This window comes from Sphingobium sp. AS12 (assembly GCF_019097845.1).
GTDB lineage: Bacteria > Pseudomonadota > Alphaproteobacteria > Sphingomonadales > Sphingomonadaceae > Sphingobium.
The window spans coordinates 234,511-259,514 of record NZ_JAHRGM010000046.1 but is presented as its reverse complement, the minus strand read 5'-3'; the positions used below and the strand labels follow the sequence as shown (position 1 = coordinate 259,514).

Annotated in this window: 11 protein-coding genes; 9 read left to right on the top strand and 2 right to left on the bottom strand. The window is 63.3% G+C overall.

The genetic code is table 11. The features are described 5' to 3' along the window. Nucleotides 1-8: 8 nt before the first annotated feature. Both KRZ98_RS17565 and KRZ98_RS17560 read right to left on the bottom strand, forming a co-directional pair. Nucleotides 9-2,393: a tetratricopeptide repeat protein gene (locus tag KRZ98_RS17565; protein ID WP_217674723.1), complete on the bottom strand. Its 2,385-nt coding sequence runs from the start codon at nt 2,391-2,393 to the stop codon at nt 9-11. 154 nt (nt 2,394-2,547) lie between these two features. Beyond that, nucleotides 2,548-3,027 carry a TonB family protein gene (locus KRZ98_RS17560; RefSeq protein WP_254798608.1) on the bottom strand — a complete coding sequence of 160 codons (480 nt, stop codon included), beginning with the start codon at nt 3,025-3,027 and terminating at the stop codon, nt 2,548-2,550. Nucleotides 3,028-3,033: 6 nt separating this feature from the next. Here KRZ98_RS17560 and KRZ98_RS24260 point away from each other — a divergent pair, with 6 nt between their 5' ends. From KRZ98_RS24260 to KRZ98_RS17520, 9 genes are all read left to right on the top strand, one after another. Beyond that, nucleotides 3,034-3,270, top strand: a complete 237-nt coding sequence (locus KRZ98_RS24260) for a hypothetical protein (RefSeq protein WP_254798607.1) — start codon at nt 3,034-3,036, stop codon at nt 3,268-3,270. A 523-nt stretch (nt 3,271-3,793) separates the two neighbouring features. Further along, nucleotides 3,794-4,495, top strand: a complete 702-nt coding sequence (locus tag KRZ98_RS17555; protein ID WP_217674721.1) for a LuxR family transcriptional regulator — start codon at nt 3,794-3,796, stop codon at nt 4,493-4,495. 205 nt (nt 4,496-4,700) lie between these two features. Next, on the top strand, nt 4,701-6,272 hold the full coding sequence (locus tag KRZ98_RS17550; RefSeq protein ID WP_254798605.1) for a ShlB/FhaC/HecB family hemolysin secretion/activation protein: 1,572 nt from the start codon (nt 4,701-4,703) through the stop codon (nt 6,270-6,272). A 352-nt stretch (nt 6,273-6,624) separates the two neighbouring features. Then, nucleotides 6,625-8,388 (top strand): MotA/TolQ/ExbB proton channel family protein, encoded by a 1,764-nt coding sequence (locus KRZ98_RS17545; protein ID WP_217674719.1) that lies wholly within the window; start codon nt 6,625-6,627, stop codon nt 8,386-8,388. A gap of 22 nt (nt 8,389-8,410) precedes the next feature. Next, nucleotides 8,411-8,821 carry a biopolymer transporter ExbD gene (locus tag KRZ98_RS17540; RefSeq protein WP_217674718.1) on the top strand — a complete coding sequence of 137 codons (411 nt, stop codon included), beginning with the start codon at nt 8,411-8,413 and terminating at the stop codon, nt 8,819-8,821. 2 nt (nt 8,822-8,823) lie between these two features. Further along, nucleotides 8,824-9,018, top strand: coding sequence for a hypothetical protein (locus tag KRZ98_RS17535; protein ID WP_217674717.1), 195 nt, complete (start codon nt 8,824-8,826; stop codon nt 9,016-9,018). Continuing rightward, entirely contained in the window at nt 9,018-9,746 is a 729-nt protein-coding gene (locus KRZ98_RS17530; RefSeq protein WP_217674716.1) for a TonB-dependent receptor, read from the top strand. Before KRZ98_RS17535 ends, KRZ98_RS17530 begins: the two co-directional genes overlap by 1 nt. A 35-nt stretch (nt 9,747-9,781) precedes the next feature. Next, nucleotides 9,782-11,590, top strand: coding sequence for a putative porin (locus KRZ98_RS17525; RefSeq protein ID WP_217674715.1), 1,809 nt, complete (start codon nt 9,782-9,784; stop codon nt 11,588-11,590). A 333-nt stretch (nt 11,591-11,923) separates the two neighbouring features. Continuing rightward, nucleotides 11,924-24,967: a filamentous haemagglutinin family protein gene (locus KRZ98_RS17520; RefSeq protein ID WP_217674714.1), complete on the top strand. Its 13,044-nt coding sequence runs from the start codon at nt 11,924-11,926 to the stop codon at nt 24,965-24,967. The last annotated feature ends 37 nt before the right edge of the window (nt 24,968-25,004 follow it).

The window sequence follows — 25,004 nt, the reverse complement described above, 5'->3', positions numbered from 1 at the left end:
TCTGGGGGTCACAGATAAATGTGGTCGGGCGACAGGCCATTTTGACGTCGTTCGTGCATCCGAGCGAAGGCCGTTTCAAGTTTCCGTGCCGCGTCTACCGGATCAAAGAGCGAGCTGTGTGCTATCTGGCGTTCGAGCTTGGCTTTCAGCGCGGCCATGCCTGCGGTGTCTTTGGCGAGGGAGACGGCTTTATCCTCATATTGTTCGAGATCGTGCGCGATCAGTTCGGTAAGGTCCAGGGCGCTTAGAAGGCTCGCTGCAACCCTCGAGGCAAAGGAGCGACCGGGACGGGTCAAAAGTGGAAGCCCCATTCGTAGTGCGTCGCTCGCCGTCGTGTGTGCGTTGCAGGGCAGTGTGTCGAGGAAGAGATCGGCGAGACGGATTCGTTCGAGGTGGTCATTCCGACTAGCGCGAGAAGCGAACACGAGCCGTTCGCTGGCGACGCCGTGTCGCGTCGCTTCTCGGCGAAGATTTTGGCGGGCGGTCTCATTGTCGACCCATAGCCATAAGACGCTCTTTTCGTTCCTGGAAAGGACACTCATCCAGACTGAGAATATTTCGGGGGTAGTCTTGTAGGCGTTGTTGAAGCAACTATAGACAAATTGGTTGTCGGGGAGCCCATGATCTGCCCGCGTCGTCCGTTTAGGAATCTCGAAGATACGAGCGTTCGGCTGATAGCTGCCGGGCAGATATACAATTTTCTCCGAGTAGAACTCCTGGTTCGGTTCTGGAATGAGTATCCGATCGGCGATCAGATAGTCCATCCACTCAGTCCCCATCGTGCCTGGATAACCCAGGTAGTTGGCCTGCACGGGCGCAACACGGTTCGCAAAGAGGTTGCAGCGGGAGCCGGCGGTATACCCTTTCAGATCCACGGCGATGTCGAGGTCCCTTCCGCGAGCGAGTTGGACGACCTCGCCGTCTGACATTCCCTGGATATCAATGAAGTGGTCAAAGGCCGCCTGCGCGCGGTTCTGCCAGACATCATTGGTGGTTCGACCAAACGAGAAGCCGATAAATTCGAACCTGTCTCGGTCATGAGCTTCCAGCGTCTCCAGCAAGAGATACAATGTAGCGTGCTCGTAAAAGTCAGCGGAGAAATATCCGACCCGGATGCGCTCGCTTCGCGGTGACGGGGCTAGGCTCAATGGTTTTTCGGAAACCGGAAAGATCGTCGCATAAGTCGCGGCGCACTTCTTTTGAAGAGCGGGATCATCGATCGAGGTCGCGATCGGGAATGGAGACACCAAATCAGGCTGGGTCTCAATTCGCTGCGTCAACTCAGCCAAGTACGCCGGAAACTTTTCCCATCGTGCGAGCTGCAATGTGAGATTTAGGCAAGTTTCAAGCGCCTGCGGCTCTTTCCAATTGAGTTCGAGCGCCCGTTCGATATTTTCAAGCGACCGCTCGTACTCGCGCAGTTCCCATAGAAGCCATCCACGATTATAGTAGCCAGTGGACAATTCCGGTTCGAGTGCAATCGCTCGATCATAGCATACAAAGGCTTCCCTAACCTTCCCGGTTTTGGCAAGCGCTACGCCTAAATTGATGATGGCGCTGACTTTTTTGCTGTCCAATGTCAGGAGGCGCTGAAAGCACTGAATGGCATCGTTGAAGCGCCTTTGGGTGACGAGAACGAGACCTAGTTCAAAGAGCGCGTCGATATGATCCGGTTGGCGGCGCAGAACGCGCATGAAATAAATTATGGCCTCGTTCGTCCTGCCTTGGTTTGTGAGAATTTCGGCGAAGGTCAGCAAGGCGGTGACGTGGTCAGGTTCGGTTGCGAGAATTTCGAGACAGGCCGTTGCGATCTCTTCGGTGGAACCCGAACGAATGACCGCGGTTAGGCGATTTGTTTTCACATCGGTCTGGTCGGGCGATAGCTCGATCGCGTGATCGAAGCTCGCGATCGCCTCTTCATAGCGCTCGAGCTCGATCAGCATGTTCCCCCGGTTATTATGCGCCGCTGCGAATTCCGGCATCTGTGAGAGCACCTGGTCGATTTGCTCCAGAGCTTCCTGCGGACGTTTCATCAGCTTAAGCACATTCGCTCGGTTGTTCATGGCATTCAGATTCTCTGGATCGATGGCGAGGGCTTGGTCGAGGCTTGCGAGTGCCTCTTCCAAGCGCCCCAGACGTGCGAATGCGATGCCACGGTAGTCATGAAATTCGGGGCGGTGCGGCGCGAGTTCGATCGCTCGATCATAGCTCGCGATCGATAGATCCGGTTGGCCAAGGTCGGTCAGCGCGTCGGCGCGATGCGCGAACGCTTCCGCGTTCTCCGGGTGGGCGGCAATAGCCTCTTCAAACGCCCGCAGAGCATCGACGAGGCGACCTTGCGCCACCAAGCCGGTCCCCTGCGCGATCAGTTTTTTTGCCTGAACTTGATCCACGGTGTTCCTCCGCCGGTCTGTGTGGCCGAGGGTCGCGGCGCTTCGCCCCTCAATATTTGGACACTTCGGACGGGTTGCTCCGGCAAAGAGGATCGCAAATTCTTCTGCAGCTCGAGGCGGGCGGCACATTCTCGCCTGACTTGGGGGCTGCGCGTTATCGCCGTTGGTCGGCGCGTCTGGCACCCCGCAGCGCCACCGCGAGGGGCTGTTCGAGGCCATGGGGGGGTGGGGACACGATTGCTTGCAATATTGCTTCGGTGACCAGCGCATCGGTACTTCGATTGCCGCTGCTGCGGCGGATACCCACGTCGCTCAATCGTCCGTCATCGGACACTTGCAGTTGGACGACGACATTGAAGGCGAGTCGTCCGGTCCGCTCGCTCGACACAAGATGTGCCTGCAACTCGGATTCGAGTTGCGTATAATATGCCATTCTCTCGACTGACAGGAAGCGTGTCGGGGCCACCCGCTCCCGAACGATCACGCGGCCGAGCGGCACGAGCCGGGATTGCTCGATTGCCCCTGGCCTTGTGATGGTCGCCGCATCGGCGCGGCTGTAGCGAACGATAAGTCCTGTCCCGCTGAGGAGACGGCGCAACGCGTCGCGCGGCGTATATGTCCCGCTGACGCGCATGGATCTGTGTCCGGCAGCGAGCTCGCTATCATAGAGCAACTGGACGCCCGTTACGCTAAAATATTGCGCGAGTGCAGCATCGAGCGGCTGCTCTGGGATGTCGAATGGGATTGGCCGGTCGGCGTTTTCGGTCTGGGCCAGGGCGCCTGTCTGGCCTGCGAGGGCGATGGCGCCAATCAAGAGCAGGAGGGCCGCCGTAAGGCGCCGAAGGGAACGAAGCGGCAACATGTGGGGAGAGAATAGGACACGCCGCACTTGCTGACGAGGCGCGTCTCGAGAGTGGTCTGCAGAGGGGACGCGGTCTGGTGGCATGCAACCGCTTCTCCTGCTGCCTGAACCTCTGTTCCTGGCGTAAGTCAAATATCTTGCGATTAATCCGGCAAGTCGAGCCCGAATCAAATCGGCAATAATATTCCCTTACAAACCGGACATTCTCGATGAAGACAAATTTTCTTGGAGACTATTCTCAATGTCACTACGACTATCTCCGTCGTCAGTGAGAGCATGGACTACCGAAGACGAATCATATCAATTGATAATTTTCAGAACAACAATCCTCTATATTGCATTTTAATGACAATTCGCTGGAGTAAAGCAGAAAAAAATCCTTTGCCAGAATCCCGCGTCCGCCGTGTCCAATTTACAGGAGCTCGAAGGGGGCATTGTGATGTTAGCGGGTGGTGCGCTTCAGCGCCAGTTTGACCATCGGTTGTGTGCGCTTGATGCGTCATGGGCGCCGTGTCTTGTTTTGGGGGGCATTTCGGTCATGGCGATGGACCCGATCGCGGACTGTGCCTCAGCGGACGATCTTGGCGCATGGCTGGAGCGGTTCGCCCGGGAGATGGGGTTCGATGGCGGGCGCTACGTCCATATCGGCCATCGGGTGCAAGGTGCGGCAGCCGCCGAGCGGCCGCCGCTACGTTTTCTCTCGACGCTCGACGATGGCGGCGAACCGTGGAGGGCTGGCGATCCGGCACTCCCCGAGGTTGTTCATGCCTTCAAGCCATTCCTCTGGTCGACGCAGGATGATCTTTCTCGCCCGGATCGACAACGGGGGTGGCTGAGCGTCGAGAGGCTTCGGGGTGTCGAGGCGGGAGTCGCCATTCCGATACAGGATTATCTTTCGGGTCCGGCTTATATCAGTCTTTTCAGTCAGACCGAAAGCCAGGTCGCGGCCATGCTCGAAGCGCGTGCGCTTGCGATGATCGGGCTTGCCATCGATTTCCACTGCAAGGCGAAAGAGCTGTTGTCATCGCGTCCGGCGTCTTCCGGGGTGCTGACGGACCGCGAGGTGAGTTGCCTTCGCCATGCCGCTGCGGGGGCGACGCTGGTCGAGACAGGCGCTAACCTCGGCATAGCCCCGCGAACGGTGGAGCTTTATTTCGCTCGGGCGACCCGCAAGCTTGGCGCCACCAATCGGATCAACGCCGTCGCCATTGCGCTCGGCTCCGGCCTGATCCGGATCTGATATGCAAAGCTTGCATTCCAATATGTTTGCTGCCGCATCGCGGTGCGCCCCGAGGTTGGCCGGCGCATGGCCTGTTCGGTTGAGTGCGGCGGCGGCCTTGGTCGTTGGCCTTCATGCGCCGAGCGCGTGGGCGCAGGGCGCTCCTGCTGCCGGACAAGAGTCGACGTCCGAGGCTGCGGAACCGGTTCGGGCTTCGGGTAGGTTCATGATCGCTGCGATCGACGTGGTGGGCGCGACCAAGCTCTCCAACGCGGAAATCGAGCGCATTATCTATCCCTTTCTTGGTCCCGACCGGTCCGAGGAGGATGTGACCGGCGCGCAAAAGGCGCTGAAGGCGGCTTATGCCGCACGGGGATACGAAGCGGTCGAAGTCGAGATTCCGATACAGCCCAGCGATCGCTTTGCCCAGGGCATCGTCCAGCTCGCGGTGCAGGAAGTGCCTCTCGGCGAGGTGCGTGTTGTCGACGCGAAACATCATTCAAGCGAGAGCGTGCGGGGCGATGTCCCATCCTTGATCGAGGGTCAGCCGATCGATATTGCGGCATTGCAGCGCGATGTTGCCGAGGCCAATCGCTTTCCCGACCGGACGATCACGCCTCGCTTCCGTGCCGGCACTGTTCCTGGGACGGTCGACGTCGAGCTGAAGGTCGATGACAGCGCTCCCTTCCATGGGAGCGTCGAGCTCAACAACGACAACAGCCCCAATACCGAGCCGCTGCGCGCGAGCGGCACGCTACGCTACACCAATTTGTGGGGACAGGGGCATACGCTGTCGGTGACTGGGTCCATCGCGCCGCAGGATCCGGACCAGAGCGCGGTCGTATCGGCTTCCTACAATGCGCCGCTGATTGGCACGCCCTGGTCGGTTCTTCTCTATGGCTATAAATCGAACAGTAATGTGGCTGCGCTCGGCGGCACGAACGTTCTAGGCAATGGCTATCAGATCGGTCTGCGCGCGACCTATCGTCTGCCCAGCCAGAACAGTTTCCAGCAGATCAGCTTCGGGCCGGATTTCAAGTCGTTCAAGGAACGGCTGACGCTCGATGATACTGAACTGCAGCCGACGCAGATCCGCTACGTGCCGCTGGTCGCGGAATATACGCTGAGCGGCGGAAACGAACGCGAGACCTACGGCTTAACGCTCGGTATCACGGGCGGACTGCGAGTCATCAAGCGCAACGTCTGCTTCGAATCGCCCTATTCGGAAGGCTTCATCCCTGATGGCGTTCCGACCTGCGCTCTCGGCAACGGAGAGACCGGCATTCCCCAGGACCAGTTCACCGGACGCGCCGTGGATGGGTCCGAGAATTTCGTCCATCTCAATCTTGACCTCAATTATACGCGGCTGCTGCCCAAGGACTGGCAGGTCGCGATGCGCTTCGCTGGCCAGCTCGCGGATTCCAGCCTTGTCACCAACGAACAATTCTCGCTTGGCGGCATGTCGACTCTGCGCGGCTACTATGTGTCCGAAGCCGTGGGCGATGACGGGTTCGTCTCCTCGGTCGAGTTGCGGACTCCGAACTTCGGGACCTCGCTGAGCTCGCTCGTCGACGAAACGCGGCTCTTTGTCTTCAGCGATGCGGGCTATGCGCGGGTCCGGGCGCCAACGACGGGACAGACTGACACCTTCCGGCTGATCAGCGTCGGCGGTGGGATTCGCTTCGACCTGTTGAACCTAGTGACCGGCGAAGCTCTGATCGGCGTACCGCTGCGGAACGGGCCGACCTCGGACAAGGGCGATCCACGTTACAGCTTCACGATCAGGGGCGAATTCTGATGGCGGCGCAGCATCATGGGGCGGCATCGCGCATCAAGAGAGCAGTGTTCAGCATTGGTCGGAGCCCGCCTGACGGTGTCGTCTTCCGGCGATCGTCCTTCTCCGACCAATCGGGGCGATCGTGGCCATCGATCGGGCCAGGATTTCCCTCGCGGCGGCTTGGATGCCCCCTCAGCTCCCACCGCCAAGGGTCCCCGGAAGACAGGGTGGGGCAACCCCGCCAACTGGCACCACTTCGACATCAAGGTAAGCGGGCTAATCGCCGCCTTTCAACATCAACGGGCGCCGTAAGGGCGCGAGGATTCACCGCCCACAAACGGGCAGCAAAGCGACAGGAAGTAGGGGCGGCAACATGGGTCGACTGATTTTGACATGGCTGATCGCGCTCTGCGCGATGGCGACACCGGCATTTGCCGCCGAAGGCGCGGGATGGTGGGACACGGAATGGCCCTATCGCCGGGCTGTGACCATCGACACGTCGCCTTCGGGTATGAATGTCGCCGGTCCAGTCGGTCGCACCGTACTGCTCATTCGCCTCCACTCGGTCAACTTCACGTTCACGGACTCGATGGAGAACGGCGCAGACCTCCGGGTCGTGGATTCGGACGGCAAAACGCCGCTGCCGTTCCACCTCGAGCGGTTCGACGCGCAGAACGGGCTTGCGGTCCTCTGGGTGTCGGTTCCAAATGTCGGCGGCGGCGAGCAGCGGCAGATCTGGCTCTATTTCGGCAACAAGAGCGCGCCTGCGGGCAGCGACATCGCCGGCACCTACGATCCCGACACGGTCGCGGCTTATCATTTCGGCGAAGCGGCCGGGCAACCGCTCAGGGACCTGACTGCCAACCGCAACAACGGTCAGAACGGGGCGCCCGGGCTCGTCGAGAACGGGATCATCGCGCGTTCGGCGAAGTTCGCCGGACAGGGCGAGATCGTGATCCCGGCATCGGCATCGCTGACCTTCGCCGCCGGTACGCCTGTCACCTTCTCGAGCTGGGTAAAGCTTGACCAGGCGGGCGGTGAGCAGGCGGTGTTCGGCCATGGCCCCCTCGTCGTCGGCGTCGCCGACGGCGTTCCGTTCGCGCTGGTGGGGGAGCAGCGTCTTCAGGGCAACGCGCAGGTCAAAACAGGCGAATGGGCGCATCTTGCCTTTGTGGCGGACGGACAGAACCTGCGCCTCTACCTCAATGGTGTCGAGGCTGCAGTCTCGCCCGGCATGCTGCCGGAGCTGGCCGGTCCAGTGACGCTTGGCGGGGGCGCGGGGCGGGGCCTGTTCGGCGAACTCGACGAGGTCCGTGTCGCCAAGACGGCGCGTCCCGCAGCCATGCTGCTCGCCAGCGCACAAGCCGAAGGCCCGTCCGGCAAGCTTGTGAAGGTCGCGGAGACGCCCGAGCGTCCGAGCGAAGGCGGCGGCAACTTCTTCTACGTGCTTGGCAAGGTCGAAAGTGTCGATGCGTTCATCATCGGTCTGTGCCTCGCGCTGCTGGCGCTCGCGATGGGGGTCACGGTCATGAAGGCGCGCTACATTAACGCCGCGCTCAAAGGCGACCGGGCTTTCTCCAGGCGCTATGTTGCGATGCATGAGCAGCTCGCCAGTCTGAAGGACAATCCCGACGTGGGCGAGCCCGAGCGGGCGGTCCTGAGCCGGGCTCCGCTCGCGCGCATCTTCGAGATGGGGGTCGATGAACTTGGAATTCGTCGGCAGGAGAGGGGCCTTGTGCCGCTGTCTGGTGCGTCGGTCGAAGCCATGCGTTCAGCGATCGACGCGGTCGTCGTCAATGAGAACCAGAAGCTCGACAAATGGATGGTGGTCCTCTCGATCGCCATTTCAGGCGGCCCGTTCATCGGGCTGTTCGGCACTGTCATCGGCGTGATGAACACCTTTGCCGGCGTGGCGCGCGCAGGTGACGTTAATGTCACCGCGATCGCCCCGGGCATTGCGGCCGCGCTCATGGCGACGGTGGCGGGACTCCTCGCGGCGATCCCGTCGCTGTTTGCCAACAACTATCTCGCAGGGCGCATCCAGAAGCTCTCCGACGACATGCGGGTCTTTGCCGACCGGCTGATCACGCGCCTCGCCGAGATGCAGGAAACCCCGGCGCCGCGCAAGGTCGCCTGAGGCAGGGAAGGGGAGACAGGACATGCAGATCGATGGCCGCCGCAAGGTCTACAACGATATCAACGTCACGCCGATGCTCGATCTCGCCTATGTGCTGCTCGTGATCTTCATCCTGATGGCGACCGCACAGGTGCAGGGAATCAAAGTGGATCTGCCCAAGGCGAGCTCGGCCCAGAGCCTCGCCCAACCGCAAACGATCGCCATCACTGTGTCGAACGACGGCCAGATCTTCATGGACGCGTTCCCGGTGACGCTGTCGGATCTCGAAGTGCGCCTGCGCAATGCGAAGGCGAGCAATCCCGACGTCCCGATCGTGCTCAAGGGCGACCAGGCGGCACAGTATGGCAAGGTCACCGAAGTTCTCGACCTTCTGCGGCAGCTCGATCTCAACAAAGTCGGTCTGGTGACCGGCAAGCCAGGAGCGGGCGCCTGATCATGAGAGGCAACCACGCCTCCGAGGGTCTTCAGGCGGCCTCCTCCGCGCCAGGGGAGGAGGTGATCCTGCGTGCGCGTCGTGTCGGCCTCGACCTAGGCGGCTGGAACGCTGACTTCGAAGGCGCGCGCTTGTTCCTGGACGGCCTCCGCGCGGAGCGGAACGTCTCGATCGCCTATGAGGCGGGAGAGCGTTGATGGTAACGCAGAGTCTCGGTCCGTTCGAAGGCGAACGCTCCCCCCGGGCAACTGCGGCGCTCCCATGGATCGTGGGCGCGGCCCTGCTCGCGGCCTTGATCTGGTTTATCTACACCCAGTTGACGGCCAGCGGCATCGGCGTGGCGGTTCCCGCCCCCTCGCAGCAGGAGGTGAACCTTCTTCCTCCGCCGCCTCCACCACCGCCGCCTCCACCCGAGCCGCAGGAAAAGCCGCCCGAGCCCACCGAGCAGCCACAGCCGTCGCCGATGGATGCGCCCAAGGCGGCGCAGCAGCAGGCCGCGCCCGTCTCGATCGCCGCGCCTGCCCAGGCGGGGTCGGACGCCTATGGCCTCCAGTCGGGTTCAGGGCAGGGCTCCGGCGCGCCGTCCAGCAAGGGCACATGCATTGGGCCGAACTGTGGATCGGGGCCATCCGGCGGCGGCATGTCGGTCGGCATGTACACCAGCTATCTCAAATCCGCGCTGCAGGAGCGCGTGCAGGACGATCCGCGGCTCGGCCGGCTCGTCTTTTCCGCCGACTACGTCCTCACGGTTACGCAGGACGGTCGCATCACGGGCGTACGATTCCGCAGCGCCAAAGGTGGGAGCGATAGCGATATGCAGAAGCTGACGGGCCTGCTGCAGCAGGTGCGGGGCCTCGATCCGCCGCCTGCGGCCATGGCCTTTCCTCAACTTGTAACGGTTCGGGGCCGCCGGAGCTCCTTCTGATCATCGACGCCCCAAGCGGGCAAAGGGGAATACGAATGTCACAGCGATTGAAGTTTCTGCGAGCCGAAGGGTTGATGCTCACTACGGCAGTGTGCGCGACGCTGCTGACGGCAGGGCCGGCGTTCGGGCAGGAAGCTCAAGGCCAGGCCGCGCAGCCTGACAGCGCCGTGGCGACAATGGTGAAACTCCTCGTTGAGGAAGGCATCGTCAGTCCAGAAAAAGGCGAGGCGCTGATGCGGCGCGCGCAAGCCGAGGCCCAGCAGCGCGCGGTGACCCCGCCGGCGCAGTCGGCCGAGCTTGCGCCGCCGCCTGCGGGCGCGGTGCGCGTGCCTTATGTTCCAGAGACCGTGCGTCAGCAGATCAAGGACGAGTTGCGCCAGGAAGTCCTGGCGCAGGCACAAACCGAACGCTGGGCAGCCCCCGATGCCGCGGCGCCGTCGTGGACACGCAATGTCGAGATTCATGGCGACTTCCGGTTCCGATCGGCGTCGGCGCTGTATTCGAAGGACAATGCGCTTAGCGCCTATGTCGATGTGCCGGCATTCAACGAGACGGGCCCCTACGATATATCCGGCTTTGGTGGTCAGGCGCTGCCAACGATCAACACGCTCCGTGATAAGATCAACAATATGCAGATCCGTGCGCGGATTGGCATCGAGGCGAAGGTGGCGGACCGGTTCACGCTCGGCTTCCAGCTGGCGACGGGCGACGATCCGGGCCCGATCTCGACCAACGCTGGGCTGACCGGCGGTTTTCGCAAGCGCGACCTGTGGATTCAGAATGCCTATGCCAAGGGCGAGCTCTTCCCCGGGCTGACGGCGATGGTGGGGCGGTTCGACAATCCGTTTCGCGCGACGGATTTGATGTTCGATCCTGATCTCGCGCTGGACGGCGTCTATGGCGAGGCCAATGTCTCGAAGCTGCTGGGCACCGAGGATTTCCGCTTCGCAGTCCGGGGCGGGGCGTTCCCGATCGAGTTCGAGCCAGCCAATTTTCCGCTGACCTCGGCCGCCAAGCGCAACTGGCGTGACCGCTACCTGTTCTCGGCGCAGGCGGAACTCGGTAAGACCTTCGAAGGCGGGGTAGACGTTAGTCTGAGCGCGGCGTTCCACAACTTCACTTACATGCGCGGGCACGTGTCGGCGCCGTGCGACGTCTTCTCGACGGTGAATATCGAGTGCTCGACCGATATCCTGCGGCCGCTGTGGGCCTCCAAGGGCAATACCTATTTCTTCCTTCGCGATATCGACTTCACGAATGCGGATCCGGCCAATCCGCGGGAGCCGCAATATCTCGGCCTCAAATATGCCTATCGCATCCTCGACGTGAACGGCTCGGTGAGCGTGCCGATCAGCGATCGGGTCCAGGCGCGCCTTACCGGCAGCTATCTTTATAACTTCGGCTTCGATCCCGAGAACAACTGTCTGCGCGGCACGCTCGGCCAGCCGCTGAACAATGTCGAGATCACCGATCCGACCAATTCCGATCAGGGCGTATGCGACGCAACCAATCCCGCGAAATTCCGGGGCGGCAACCGGGCCTATGGCGTCTATCTCTCGATCGGCGATCCGGCGCTGTTCAGCGTCAATCCCCGGCGGGCCAAGCGCGGCTCCTGGGCGATCAACGCAGCCTATAAATATATCGAGAGCGACGCGGTCCTCGACAGCTTCACTGACTCCGATTTCCACCTGGGCGGCACGAATGCGAAGGGCTTCGTCATCGGTGGCGCCTGGGCGCCGTTCAACAATATGACGCTCGGTGCGCGTTGGCTGTCCGCCAACGAGATCGTCGATGCGCCGCTCAAGATCGATGTTCTGCACGTCGATCTTGGGTTCGCGTTTTGAGCCGGAAATGAAGATGCTCGCAGCATATGACCAGATTGTCCGGATCGCGGATTGTCCAATGAGCCTGTTCGCAAGCGCGTCGGCGTTTCCGGCGTCGCGCCGTGCCGAGCGTGCTGCCGGTAGCAATCTTATTCTGGACCTCGCTCCCATGGTCCAACGTACGAGGGCGGTGGCGCGGCTGCCACACCCTCTGGGCTGCACGGTCGCCCGACCGCAATCTTCTGCACACATCGCTGCTCCGCATGACCACGCTCGGCCCCCGCGGTTGGTGGTTCACTCTGCCTTCCGATCTTCATCTGCCTGTCCCGGCCCGCGGCCGGCTGGAGCCCTGTCATGACCCCACGCGCGTCGCAGCATTCGACCCTCGGCCGCCGTGTCCTGTTGGTAGGCGCGAGCCTTGCCGCGTTGGCGACTGCGCTGCCAGCGCCGGTGAGCGCCCAGACGATGGGCGCGGTGCTCGGCCGCCAGCCCGCGCCGCGTCCGGCGACGACGCAGGTGAACGTGCCGGTGCGCTCGGGCACGATGAAGGGTGCGCTTCAACGCCAGCAGACCACCCAGGCCCGGGTCGATGAAATTCGCGCTTATGTCGCCTCGATCCGAGAGGCGGCGAACCGTGGGCCGGTGGTCGACGGGCTCGACCGCGACGGCCTCGATCCGACCGATGCGATCCGCGAGGCGATCGCGGCGACCCGCGCGGGGAACACGACCCGAGCAAACGAGCTGCTGATCAGCGCGGGCGCGCAGTATGATCTGACCGGTCTCAAGACCTGGCAGGGTGCGGGGCTGCCTTCGCAGACCCCCGGAACCGATGGCCATGTGACGGTGACCATCGACCAGACGCAGGAGCGTGCGCTGCTGTCGTGGAACCGCTTCGACATCGGTAAGAACACGACGTTGCAGTTCAATCAAAAATCCAATGGTCAGGCGCAGCCGGGCTGGGTCGCGGTCAATCGCGTCACCAACGCCACCGATCCGAGCCTGATCCTAGGCAATCTCAAGGCCGATGGCGCGGTGGTTGTGCTAAACCGCGCCGGTATCATTTTCGGCAAGGATAGCCAGGTCAACACGCACTCCCTGCTCGCAAGCACGCTCGAACTGGGGAATGCCGCGCGGTTCGTCGACCGATTTGGCGGGCCGACGACGGCAACGACGCTGGTGGAGCGCAACGCAGCGTATCTCGAGCTTGGTCTGTTCACGCCCGCGAACGGTACGGCGGGTCTCTCCGTGGACAACACGAGCGCCGTAGCCCCGCTGCTCGTATCGGGAATGACGACGGGCGACGGAAAAGAGTTTGCCTCCGTGGCCGAGGGTGGAATCGTCGTCGATGCCGGAGCGCGCATCAATGGCGGCGCGGGCGGTTTCGTGATGCTCACCGCACCTGAGATCGCAAACGGCGGCGCGCTTAGCGCGGTCGACGGTCAGGTCAGCCTGCAGGCCGGCCGTGCCGTGATGTACGGGGAATCGACCGGCGCTGATAGTAGCCTCGATCCTTATGTGCGCGGTTACAAGCTCAACAGCTTCGCCTTCACCGGCCAGGCCGATGGCACGATCGTCAACAATGGCCTGATCGAATCCAAGCGTGGTTATCTCTCGCTCGGCACCGGGGCAGAAGGCAGCATAGCCCAGAACGGACTATTGTCGGCCACCACCAGTGTGGCGCGCAACGGGAAGATCTCGCTCACGGCGGGTCAGATCGTATTAGGAGGCAGCGCTAACGCGAGAGCCGCAGGCGCGCTGGTCATCACAGCCGACGACAATGGCGAGACGATCCCGATCGGCACGGCCAATGAACCCGCAGGCTTCAAGCCGTCGCAGATAGAGATCGGAACGCAATTCCTTCTCTTGTACCAAAGGCTCGGAGGACTGGCCGCGACCGATCTGACTCTGGGTCAGAATGCCCTCATCTATGCGCCAGGTGCAACCGTCTCGGTCGGCGTCAACACGATCGAAGATGAGGCATATCGTAACAGCTTTAACCTGACCCATCCGGGCCGTATCGAAATCGGCCGCGACGCGCTGGTCGATGTGTCGGGCCTGAAGGATGTACAGCTCGACGCTTCGCGCAATTCGATCGAGATCGCGCCGGTCAAACGCGGAGAATTGCGCGATACGCCCAACTATCGCGAGGTCGAGGTCGACGGGAACTTTTCGCTTAACGGCAAGACGATGTTCATCGACCCGCGGCTATCGGGTGTCCGCGAGGACGGAGTCGCCTGGGTGGGCTCGCCGCTGATCGAAGGCGCCAGTATCGCAGGCCAGATCCCGGCGACAGCCGCCGAGTTCATGACCAAGGGTGGCACCGTCACTCTCGCCACGAGCGAATTGCAGCAATTCGACGGCGTTACCGTCGCCAATGCGCCCAGCGTTCATATCGCAAATGGCGCAACGATCGACATCTCGGGCGGTTGGGTCAGCTACGCCGCGGGGTCGATCAAGACGAGCAAGCTCGTAACAGCGGACGGCCGCATCGTCGATATTGCCAAGGCCAGTCCCAACGACGTCTATGTCGACGTCATTACCAGCACGACCGAAGTGCGGCAACCGAGGATTGGCATGCTGCGCAGCTGGCAGCTGGGCACGGGACAGCGCGAGCGCACCGATGCCGCCTATGACGAAGGCCGCGACGCGGGCGCGCTGACGATCAGCGGCGCGGCGGTGACCGTCGACGGTACGGTTCATGCCAATGCTTTCGCGGGGGCACGGCAGATCGCCAAGGGCGATAAGGCCAGCCTTGTGTCGACCACTCTTGGCCGCAGCTTGCAGGCCTCGCCCTACGAACTGCCTTCTGGTGGCGCGCTTTCGATAAGCTCGCTCGGCGATATGCTCGTCTATCACGGCACGCGCGGGAATGCGGATTCCAACCGGGCCGAATTGCTTCTGTCCGACACGATGCTCAATTATGCCGGGCTGTCGCAACTCTCGCTTACCGCTGCAGGAATGGTCACCTTCGCCGGATTAAACCCAGTGACTCTGCAGGGTGCGGAGGCGCTCCAGATAACAGGCGTGTCTGATCTCAACCTTATGCCCGGCGGTCTTCTATCGGTCGAGGCGGGGCGGAGAATAAGGTTCGACGGAAATGTCACGGTGGCGTCGGGGACGATCGAGGCAACGACGACGCTGTTCGGCCTGCAGCTGGACCGCGACCGCTTTGGGTTAAGAGAAAATGTAAGCAATGGCTCGGCGTTCCGCACCGGCCTGTACGGTGAGGGTCTGGGCGATGACCTTCCTCCCAATTTTCTTTACGCAGACGATCCCGGTGTTTTCAGCCCATTCGATGTCATTGTCACCGGAAAGTTGTCGACGGCAGGGCTTTGGGTCAACGACTACACTAGCGACGCACCACTAGGCGGTGCCTGGCGGAATGGCGGCAGCATCAAACTGACAGTCGCGCCCAATGTTTTCTTCGGGATCGGCGACAGTCTGTCGACCGTCACACGCGCGGTGGACCTTTCCGGGAGCGTACGGGTCAGCGGCACGCTTGATGTGAGTTCGGGTGGCCATGTCACCCCCACCGGCGGTGTCGTTTTGGATGGCAAAGGCGGCGATGTCTCACTGATCAACAACACAGTTTATACGTCGACCCAATACACCAACAATGTTCTCAATATGGGAGGAACATCGAACATCCCGCTGGGAGGAACAAGTCAATCGGTCGAATTTACGCCGGTGCCGGGAGATAGGAATATACTAGCTCAGACTTTACCTCAGCTGGTCCCGGATTCTCGCTCGACGATCGACATAGCAGATGCGTCGATCCTCGGCTTTGGCTTTGCCGGTGGCGGCACGTTCGAGCTGGTTGCGCCCGATGTGAGCTTTGGTTCGGACAGCCGCCCCGGCTCAACCCATATCGGCCTCGACTTCTTCAAGAAGACGGGGTTCGGCACGCTTGACATGTCGAGCTACCGCTCGCGCATTGTCGACGATCTGTTCGCCAACGACCGCGTCTCCAAATCTGCCTTCCTCGAGACCACCCGGTTCGTGGTCGGCAATGGCGAGACGCTCGATCTCACCCAATGGATGTTGCCGACGTTGCTCACCGTCGACCAGAGCAATGCTTTGCGCAGTCTCGGGACGGGGGCCAACCTGCGGTCGCAATCCTTCCTTGCACCGACGACCAATGTTGCCCTGTGGGATCGCAAGGCCGCGCATCTGGTGCTCGGTGGCCTGACCGAACTCGATGTAATGGAAGGCGGGTCGATCATCGGCGCGCCGGAAGCCTCGATCTCCGTGTCCAAGCTCTACAATGCGGGCAATATCACCCTGCATGGCGGATCGATCATTCAGCGAAATGATCTTCCCGACAGCCTGATCGCTGCAGGGCTCGGCGTGCGTGACCTCTCCGAAGCGTTTGGCGGATCCGTCGACGGCCAAGGGCGCTTCCTCGATGCGGCGGCGAGCGCTACCGATCCATCGATCACGAATGCCGAGCTGGTGTCGAAGCCCGGCGCCGACCGCCTGATCCATTTTCTGGCCCTGGTCGACCAGGGCGACGGGATCGTCCTGAAAGAGGGCAGCACCACCGATCTTTCCGGCATTGCGACCACCAATCCGCGGTCACAGGTCATCGGGGGGCGTCAACTTCTGTCCGGACGCGTAATCGACGGAGGCGATCTGCGACTGGATGCGCCGAGGCAAGGCAGGCGTGAGGGTGGCGGGCCAGCTCAGAGTTCAGGCCGGGCTCTGGTTCGCGAAGACGGCGCGCTGCTGAATATCAGCGGCGCCAGCGCGACCTTCGACATGGCGGCCGGACTCGGCAGGCTTGCCCCCTGGTTCGAATGGAGCAAGGCGGGAACGATTTCGGCGCTCGGCGGCGGCACTCTGGGTTCCACGCCGATCCTGGCATTTGGCGGCGTTGCCCAGGCCGAGGGCGGGACGCTCGAGTGGCTTGATCCCACGCTTGGGAGCGGAGACGGCACCACGGCGGACTATCTGAACGTACAGCTACTCACCGACAGCGGGTTCGATACCGTCACTGCACGGCGCTCTCTCACCCTCGACGGCAAATTCGACCTGACACTGCGCAAGGCATTGATGGTCACCTCACAAGATCCGCTCGTGCCGAGCAATCTCTTCGACGGTGCGGACGTATCGATTCATGCGCCAGAGGGGACCGATGCCACGATCCGTGCGGGTTATGTCCGGCTGGCAAGCCGGGCGGGGAACGCCGACCCTATTGCGGGCAATGAAGGCAGCGCGCAGGTGCGCCTGGTCGGCGGCGCGCAGGGCATCGACATCGTCGGCGGGATCACGATCGACGGTTCGGTCGCCTCAATGACCTTGGCGACGCCGGGCGACGTGCGCCTGACGGGCGTCGACTGGGGGCAAGCTCCCGGAACGGCCGAAACCTACGATGGTGCACTGGTTACAGGCGGCGATCTTCTTATCGACGCTCGACGGACCTATGCGACGACCGGCACCGGCAATTTACAAGGTTTGCTTGAAGATAAGCTGATCGACTTGCCGGGAAGACAACCCTCCCGGCCGTTCGAAATCGCGGCGCTCGGCGATCACAGGATTACTTTTGGAAACAGCTTCCTCGATCCAACTGCGCGAGCGCCGTTGTCGGCGGGCACGCATCTCCGCGTCCTGGCGCGCGAGATCGTGCAGAATGGCTATCTTGCGGCGCCGCTCGGCCTGATCGAACTGGGGAGTTCCACGTCGATCGCGTTTGGCACCGCGGGGGCATTGACTTCGACCCCGACCCAGTCCCTGATTTTCGGCGCGGGCAGTGTGACGAGTGTTTCGGGTGCGGGCCTAACGGTGCCCTATGGCACCACGACCGACGGAGTGGAATATTACTTCCCGTCGATTTCGACGCCGCTGACGAAGTTGCCTGTTGGCGAACTGGTGCTGTCGGCGGGATCGATCGTGCAGGCAGAGGGCGCGCTGATCGACGGCCGGGGCGGCGGTGACGTCTATGCCTATGAGTTCCAGTCGGGCGTCGGCGGCTCGCGCGACGTGCTCGACCGCTTCAACCACGACGCGTTCAGCGCCAATCATTATGATCCGGCAACGGGCGTCGGTTATCAATATCCCGACCAGCGGCAAGTCTATGCCCTGGTGCCGGTGGCGGAGGCCGGCAAGATCGCGCCCTACGATCCGATCTACTCGGCCGACTATGGCGACCTTTACGGCGCGCAAGTGGGTCGCTCTGTTCATCTCGACGGCGGCAATGGCATCGCGGTGGGCGAGTATCTGCTGGTCCCTGCGAAGTATGCGATGGCGATCCCCGGCGCGCTGCGCCTGGTCGAGAACACCGGCTCGGCCGCGCCGCTGCCGGGAAGCAGCACGAAGCTGCTCGACGGCAGCGTGGTGGTCGGCGGCACCTTCGCCTATGCGGGCACCGATATCGCGGAATCGAGCCGCCATTCGTTCACGGTGCAGACCAAGGATGTCTTTACCAAATATTCGAGCATCAAGACCACCTCGGGCTCGGATTACCTGACTGATCGCAGCGATACTCGGCCGCGCCTGCCGCTCGACGCGGCACGCGTGGTGTTGGCCCCGCTTAATGAGCTCAAGGTCGCGGGCGCGTTCGACCTCAGCCCCGGCGAAGGCGGACAGGCCGGACAGATCGATATCCTCGGCAGCAACATCCTGATCGCCGCGGCTGATACCGAAACGCCGGAAGGCACGTTGCTGATCACCGATGCGACCCTCGCGAAGCTGGACGCGCCGAGCCTGCTCATCGGCGGTCGCCGCTCGGACAATGCCGACGGCACGACCAGCATCACCGCCACAGCCACCAACATCACGATGGCGGGCGGCGCCAGCCTGCAGGCTTCCGAGTTACTGCTCGCGGTCGGCGGCGCCGGCTCGGCGCTCACGATCGAGGACGGAGCCACGCTCGCCGCGATCGGCGATCCCGGTATCCTCACAAATGCGGACTATAGCGCCAGCGGAGCGGGGTCGATCCTGCGCATTGCAAACGGACCGGAGCGGCTGATCGCACGCGACGGATTGGGCGCATCCACGCTTCAGATTGGGGCAGCGACGCTGTCGGGCGAAGCCTTGGCGCTCGATACGAGCGGCAGCTTTGTCGTCGCCGACACCGCCACCCTCGATGCGAAGTACGCAGCGATCTCGGGGGCAGACATCCGCTTCGCCGGCAGCGACGATGTTGCGGGCGAAGCCGGCGCGATCGGGACCGGCCTTGGCGCCAAGCTCGGCGCGGCCGAACGCCTGACCGTGCGTTCGCCCGGCTCGATCCGGTTCGCGGAAGGCACGCACAGGTTCAACGACCTGGTGCTCGACACTGCGGGCCTCGCTGCGGATGCGCAGGCGGCAGCGGGCTCGGCAGTGCGGATCGAGGCCGGCAACGTGCGTCTCGCCAACAGCGCCAATGCGGCAGACGGCTGCGCGAGCAGCGCGCTGTGCGGCAGCGCTGGGAGCCTGGCGCTCGACGCGACCACGATCAGCCTCGGCAGCAATGGTGCGCGCGCTTCCGGCTTTGCCGACAGCGTCACGCTCGCCGCTTCGGATGGAATCTACGTCGAAGGCAAGGGCAGCTTTGATGCGGGCGATGCTGGGCTGATGCTCAATGCGCCGTTCATCGCCGACCGTGCGGCCGCGGCCGATCCGCGTGAGCAGACGGCGCGCCCGGATTACACATTCCGCACGAGCGGCGCTGTGACCGTCAGCGCGACGAACACCAACGCAGGGGCCGAGATCACCGGCAACTCCGCTCCCGGAGCGCGGATCGCGTTCGGCACGATCGACGATCGCGTTCAGTCGGTGTCGATCAGCGGCGCCACCATCCGCGCCACGGCCGGCATCATCGATGTCCAGTCGGAAGGCGATATCAGCCTTGCAGGCGCGACGCTCAGCGTGCCCGGCTATGAAAAGACCTTCGGCGACGAGGTCGATCCGGTCATCGTTTCCGCCGGGGGCGGGACCATCAACCTGTTCAGCGCCAATGGCAGCATCGCGACCGATGTGGCCTCGGCGCTTATCACCGACACCGGCAAGGGTAACGCCGGGAGCCTGAACCTCCTCGCCGGCAATGGAGCCGTCGCTCTGCTTGCCGCGCTCAACCCAGGCTTCGCGATCGATCCGGAAGCGGAAGTTGCTGAGGGCGCCCCCGCGCCATTGCTGCGCCAAGGTTCGTTCACCCTCGATAGCGGCAGCGGCAGCTTCGACTTCGGCGGGTTCGTCGAGAACTACGCTACCCAGTTCGGCGGCGATGTCTGGATCCGCACCGGTTCGGGCAATCTCGATCTCGGCCAGGGCCAGAACCTTAAAGCCAAGTCGGTCACGCTCACCGCCGATGGCGGTGCGATCACCATCGCCGGCGCGCTCGATACCTCGGGCGTCGATGTGAAGGGCATGAGCGCCGATGCGGCGCGCAATGCGGCAGTCAATGGCGGTGATATCGCGCTGTGGGGGCAGCAAGGCGTCACGCTCGCATCCACCGCGCTGCTCGACACCCACACCACGGGCTACGCTCACACCGACAGCCGTCCGGCCAAGGCCGGCAACGTCACAATCGGCGTCGGCAGCGAGAGCGCTGCATTGACCATCGCCGGGGGCGCCACCATCGATGTCGGCGCAAGGCGTACGCAGGCGGAAGCGGGAGTCGGCCGTCTTATCCCTCAGGTGATCACCGATCCAGCAACCGGCAGCCCAGTCACGGTGTATCGCTATGCCGAGCCCGACCAGGGCGGTACGGTCACGTTCCGTGCGCCGGTCATCGGGGCTCAACGCGACAAGGTGGCGCTCTCGCAGCGCGGCACCATCGTCGGCGCGGACTCGGTGCAGCTGGAGGCGTTCCAGCGCTACGATCTCGACGCCATGGCCGACAGCGGCCTCTACATCGGCATCACGCGAGGGCCGGACGGCGCGATACTGCTCGACTTCGGCGCCACCGGCGCCAACCCGTTCACCACCGACATGGCGCTGGCCGACGGCACGTCCTCGCTCGTCCGGTTCATCCAGGGATTCGACGTATCGACGGTCGACGGATCGAATCTCGACGGGATGCGGCTGCGTCCCGGGGTTGAGCTTTCTTCGATCGGCGCGATCGAGACCGTCAGCCAGTGGAACCTCGCCGCGGCAAGCTTCTCGCCAGCACAGCTGCAGGCCGCGGTCGATGCCGGCGTACTCGAGCTCATCCCCGAGATATCGGGCGGCGAACCGCGCTATAGGGTGGTGCCCGGCAAGGAAGGCCAGCTCCTCGACCACCATGCCACCTTCCTCTACCGCACCGATGGGTCGGCCCGGGGCGAGGCACCGGTAGTCACCCTGCGCGCCGGCAATGACCTCACCATCAACCGTTCCATCTCGGACGGGTTCTTCACGTTCCGCGACAAGTCGGATCCGGACTATATCAACTACCAACTCGGCGGGGGCGACCGTACCTATCAGCCGGGCATCCAGTTCTCTTGCGGCGGCCTGAGCGGTTCCTGTTCGAGCATCGCCGCTTACGGCAACGGCTCCAATCCCGGAACGACGAGCACGCTAACGATCTCGCTCAACACCGCTGCCAACCAGGGCAACCAATATGGCGGAGCGGTCAACGTCAACTCGCCGTTCTCGCTCATCGGCAATGGCGCCGACGGCGGTGGGGAGGATCGCAACACGCTCGGGTTCGCCGAGCTGTTCCCCCTTCTTGACGGCGACGTCGCGATGCACTCGTCCGATCTTAGGCTGGTCGCGGGTGCGGGCAACACGCTGTCGGCTAATCCGCTGGTCGTGGACCGGGCTCTGACAGCCGATGTCGCCCTTCAGGGCGAATACAGCTACCGGCTGACCGCGACCGGCACAGTCGCCTACGATGGACCGCTCCAGTTCCGCTTGCAGCGGCCATCGACCGATCCGACCAATGTCAGCTTCGATATCGGCGATACGCTGAACCTGTCCGAAACTGTGGCCAACCTGAATCAGCTCCGTGACGACGCCTATACGCAGCTCAACTGGGGGACCTCCGCCGGCCTTGGCGCGGATACGCGGGCGGCGGCTCAGGCCTATTTCGCCGGCAAGGGATACCGCTTTGTCGGCAATGCGGTGAACCCGACCGGTATCATCGCGCCGCTCCATGAGGTTGTCGCATTCCTCCAGAGCTTCGAGCCTACCTATCAGGCCGGACTGGCAAGCGGACGGACCGGTTACAGCGCCAACCGTACGCCTCCGGTGATCCGTTACGGCAACGCCAATCAGCAGGATGCACCCAGTGCGCCCAACCAGGCCTGGGTGCGCACGGCGGTTCGCACGGGCGACGGCAATATTGCGGTCGCGGCCTCACGCGACATCGACCTACGCGGGGGAGGGCAGCCCGTGTATCGCCGGGAGGACGGCACCGTCGCCGCCTTGCCCAACTATTCTGGGGGCATCTCCGCCGTCCAGTTCGCATCCTCTGCGATCTATACGGCGGGCGTGCGCATCTCCGGCAAAGACGTTATGGCCCGAGCCGTCGATACGGGCACGCTGGTGTCGATCTCGCCGGACAGTCCCTATCTCTCGCTTTCACCGGAGTCGGCGGAGTTCATTCCCTCCCCGAAAGGGATCTCGGGTAACCAGCCGGTGCTCGCCGGCGGTGGTGGCGATGTCTCGCTTGACGCTGGGCGCGACGTGCTCGGCCGGCGGGACGAGTGGACGCAGCTGTTCGGCACGAGTAGCCAAAGCTTCGGAGGCGCTCGGATCGGCAATAGCACGCCGGCCGCCTTCTCGGCCGGCTTGAACCAGACACAGCCCTGGCGCACCGGTACGGTGGGGGACGATACCGAGCTCGGTATTGCGCACGGCTACTTCCGGTCGGGCGTGGGCGCACTCGCGGGCGGTGACGTCCGCATCCACGCCGGGCGCGATGTTTCTCAGCTGACGGTGGCGCTGGGCACGACGGCGACGACGACGCTGGCCGACATCGGCAAGACGATGCTGACGTTCGGACATGGCGATCTCTCGCTGGTGGCGGGCCGCGACGTGCTGGCCGGCGCTGTCGATATTGGCAGCGGCGCGGCCACGATCCACGCGCGACGCGACATCTCGGCTCTGGGCCGCGAGCCGACCTCGGCCCAAACGCCGCAATATCTGCGTCTGCGGCTCGCCGACGCCGTCGTCGATGTTTCGGCGGGCGGGGCGGCCACGCTGGCAAGCGTATCGGCGCTTGGCGCCGACGAGCAACAGAGTTCTGCCGGCTTCTTCTCGCCAGCCGCCGGATTCTCACTGTCGGCCATCGAAACAGTACGGATTGCGCAAACTGCCGGTCTCGGCCGATATGGACAGGTCCCCTCGTTCATCAGGCCTGACAATCAAGCTCTAAGCGACTATTTTCAGATTCTTCCCCCGACGCTTGAACTGACCTCTATCGCCGCGAAGGTCGAGCTTCCGCAAAACAGCCCGCAGCTTCTCTACCCGTCCGCATTGGGGCAGCTCCGGATCTACAGCGCGGGCGACATTGACGGCCTTGTCATCGGGATGGATGACGCCGATCCTGGGCGGGTCGGCGGGGCATTCTCGAACGGCACCCAGCTATTCCAGCTGCCAGTCGTGACTGCCGTGACGACGAATACGCAACTGCGTCTCCAACATCATCAGTTCATCACGCACGCGGGCGATCCCGAGCCGGTGCGAATCTATACGGACGGCAGCATCAACCAGGGAGCGATGTTCCTGCCCAAGCAGGCCCGCATCACCGCTGCGGGCGATATCGTCGACATGTTCTTCCAGGGCCAGAATGTCGCGTCGGCCGATACGACGCGGATCCGGGCTGGCGGGGATATCACCGCCACCATGGGTGAAGCCGGCGTCTCGGGCATACCTTATGTCCGCTCGAACAACTTCATCGTTGGCGGACCCGGCGGGTTCATCGTCGAGGCCGGCGGCGATCTCGGGCCCTTCGCCACTTCGTCCAATGTGCGCTCGCCTGTGGATCGCAACCTCTACAGCAATGCGGGCGGCATCCGCACGATCGGCAACGACTATAATCCCTGGCTACCGGACGATGGGGCGAGCCTCAGCGTGCGGTTCGGCATAGCGGGCGGCGCCGACTATGCGGCATTGCGCGAGACCTACCTCAATCCTGCAAATTTCGCGATGCTCGATGGCGACCTGTTCGAGCAGGTGAGCGACAGCTTCGGCAACCGCCGGCCCGATCGGACGAAGCCGATCTACACGCCGCTGCTCGCCGAATGGCTGCGTGACAATGAGCCGTCGGCGTTCAGCGCGATCTTCGGGGCCGAAAGCTTTCCCGACAGCGAAGCCGGCAATGTGGGGCTCGCCAGCGCGTCCTATGGCAAGGCCGATGAGCTTTATGTGGCCTTTGCCGCCATCGACACGTTCCGCCAGCAGCGTTTCCTGATCGACACGCTCTATTTCAACGAGCTGGCGCAGGCGGCGATGCCGGAGAGCCCGTCCCACCTACAATATGTGCGCGGCTACCGGGCGGTGAACACCCTGTTCTCGCCCGAGCGCGGCTATACGGACAATCTCGCACCCTACACGACCGACCCCTCCACCATCAGCGATGACCGGCCGCTCGGCGTGCCGGTGCGCGCGCTCGTCGACGGCCAGCCGCAAAAGGCCGAGCGGATCGTCACGGGCAACGCCGATCTGAGGCTCGCGACGATCCAGACGGCGCGCGGCGGCGATATCAGCATCCTTGCGCCAGGCGGCGATCTCATCGCGGGCTCGGTGGTGCGCACGTCCGAGCAGGCGGCGCGGCGGGGAACCGCTTTCCAATATCCCCGGCTCGAATTCGGGCCGCACGGGATCCTCGAGGGCGGCAATCTCGCGGCACCGGGCGCCCTGTTCGAATCCATCCCGCTCGGCTATGAAGGCTTGCTCACATTGCGCGGCGGCCGGATCAGCGGCTTCACGGACGGCGATTTCATTCTGAACCAAAGCCGTGTGTTCTCGCAGCAGTCGGGCGACATCACTCTCTGGTCGTCGAACGGCGATGTAGCGGCGGGGCAAGGACCCAAGAGCGCCTCGAACTTCCCGCCGGTTACAGTCCGCCTGGATGAAAACGGCCTCGCAGAGGTCAATAGCGCGGGCAGCGTGGCGGGTGCGGGCATCGGATCGTTCCAGCGGACGCCCGACGATCCCCCGTCGGACATCTATCTGATCGCGCCGGTGGGGCTGGTCGATGCTGGCGATGCGGGCGTGCGTGCGACAGGCCGGATTGCGGTGGCAGCAGCGCAAGTGGCCAATGCCGACAATTTCCAGGCGGCGGGCGACATCACCGGCGTGCCGAACGCGACCGCACAAGTGACAGTAACGACCCCGCAGGAGGCGACATCGGCAATCGCGGCGCAGGCTGCGCAGGCAGCCAATGCGGGCAACCAGCGCGATCAGCGATCGCTCATCACCGTCGATGTACTCGGCCCGGCGAGCGATGGGCGCTGCGATCCGAATACGCCCGGAGATCCGGACTGCCGGTGAGCTATTTAAAGAGAGATCTGAGTTCCGTGTCTTTCAG

What these genes read in the sequence shown, in the direction of transcription:
- KRZ98_RS17550 (WP_254798605.1), top strand. Translation starts at nt 4,701, where the DNA reads ATGATCGCTGCGATCGACGTGGTGGGCGCGACCAAGCTCTCCAACGCG.
- KRZ98_RS17525 (WP_217674715.1), top strand. Translation starts at nt 9,782, where the DNA reads ATGTCACAGCGATTGAAGTTTCTGCGAGCCGAAGGGTTGATGCTCACT.
- KRZ98_RS17530 (WP_217674716.1), top strand. Translation starts at nt 9,018, where the DNA reads ATGGTAACGCAGAGTCTCGGTCCGTTCGAAGGCGAACGCTCCCCCCGG.
- KRZ98_RS17560 (WP_254798608.1), bottom strand. Translation starts at nt 3,027, where the DNA reads ATGCGCGTCAGCGGGACATATACGCCGCGCGACGCGTTGCGCCGTCTC.
- KRZ98_RS17545 (WP_217674719.1), top strand. Translation starts at nt 6,625, where the DNA reads ATGGGTCGACTGATTTTGACATGGCTGATCGCGCTCTGCGCGATGGCG.
- KRZ98_RS17540 (WP_217674718.1), top strand. Translation starts at nt 8,411, where the DNA reads ATGCAGATCGATGGCCGCCGCAAGGTCTACAACGATATCAACGTCACG.
- KRZ98_RS17535 (WP_217674717.1), top strand. Translation starts at nt 8,824, where the DNA reads ATGAGAGGCAACCACGCCTCCGAGGGTCTTCAGGCGGCCTCCTCCGCG.
- KRZ98_RS17520 (WP_217674714.1), top strand. Translation starts at nt 11,924, where the DNA reads ATGACCCCACGCGCGTCGCAGCATTCGACCCTCGGCCGCCGTGTCCTG.
- KRZ98_RS17555 (WP_217674721.1), top strand. Translation starts at nt 3,794, where the DNA reads ATGGCGATGGACCCGATCGCGGACTGTGCCTCAGCGGACGATCTTGGC.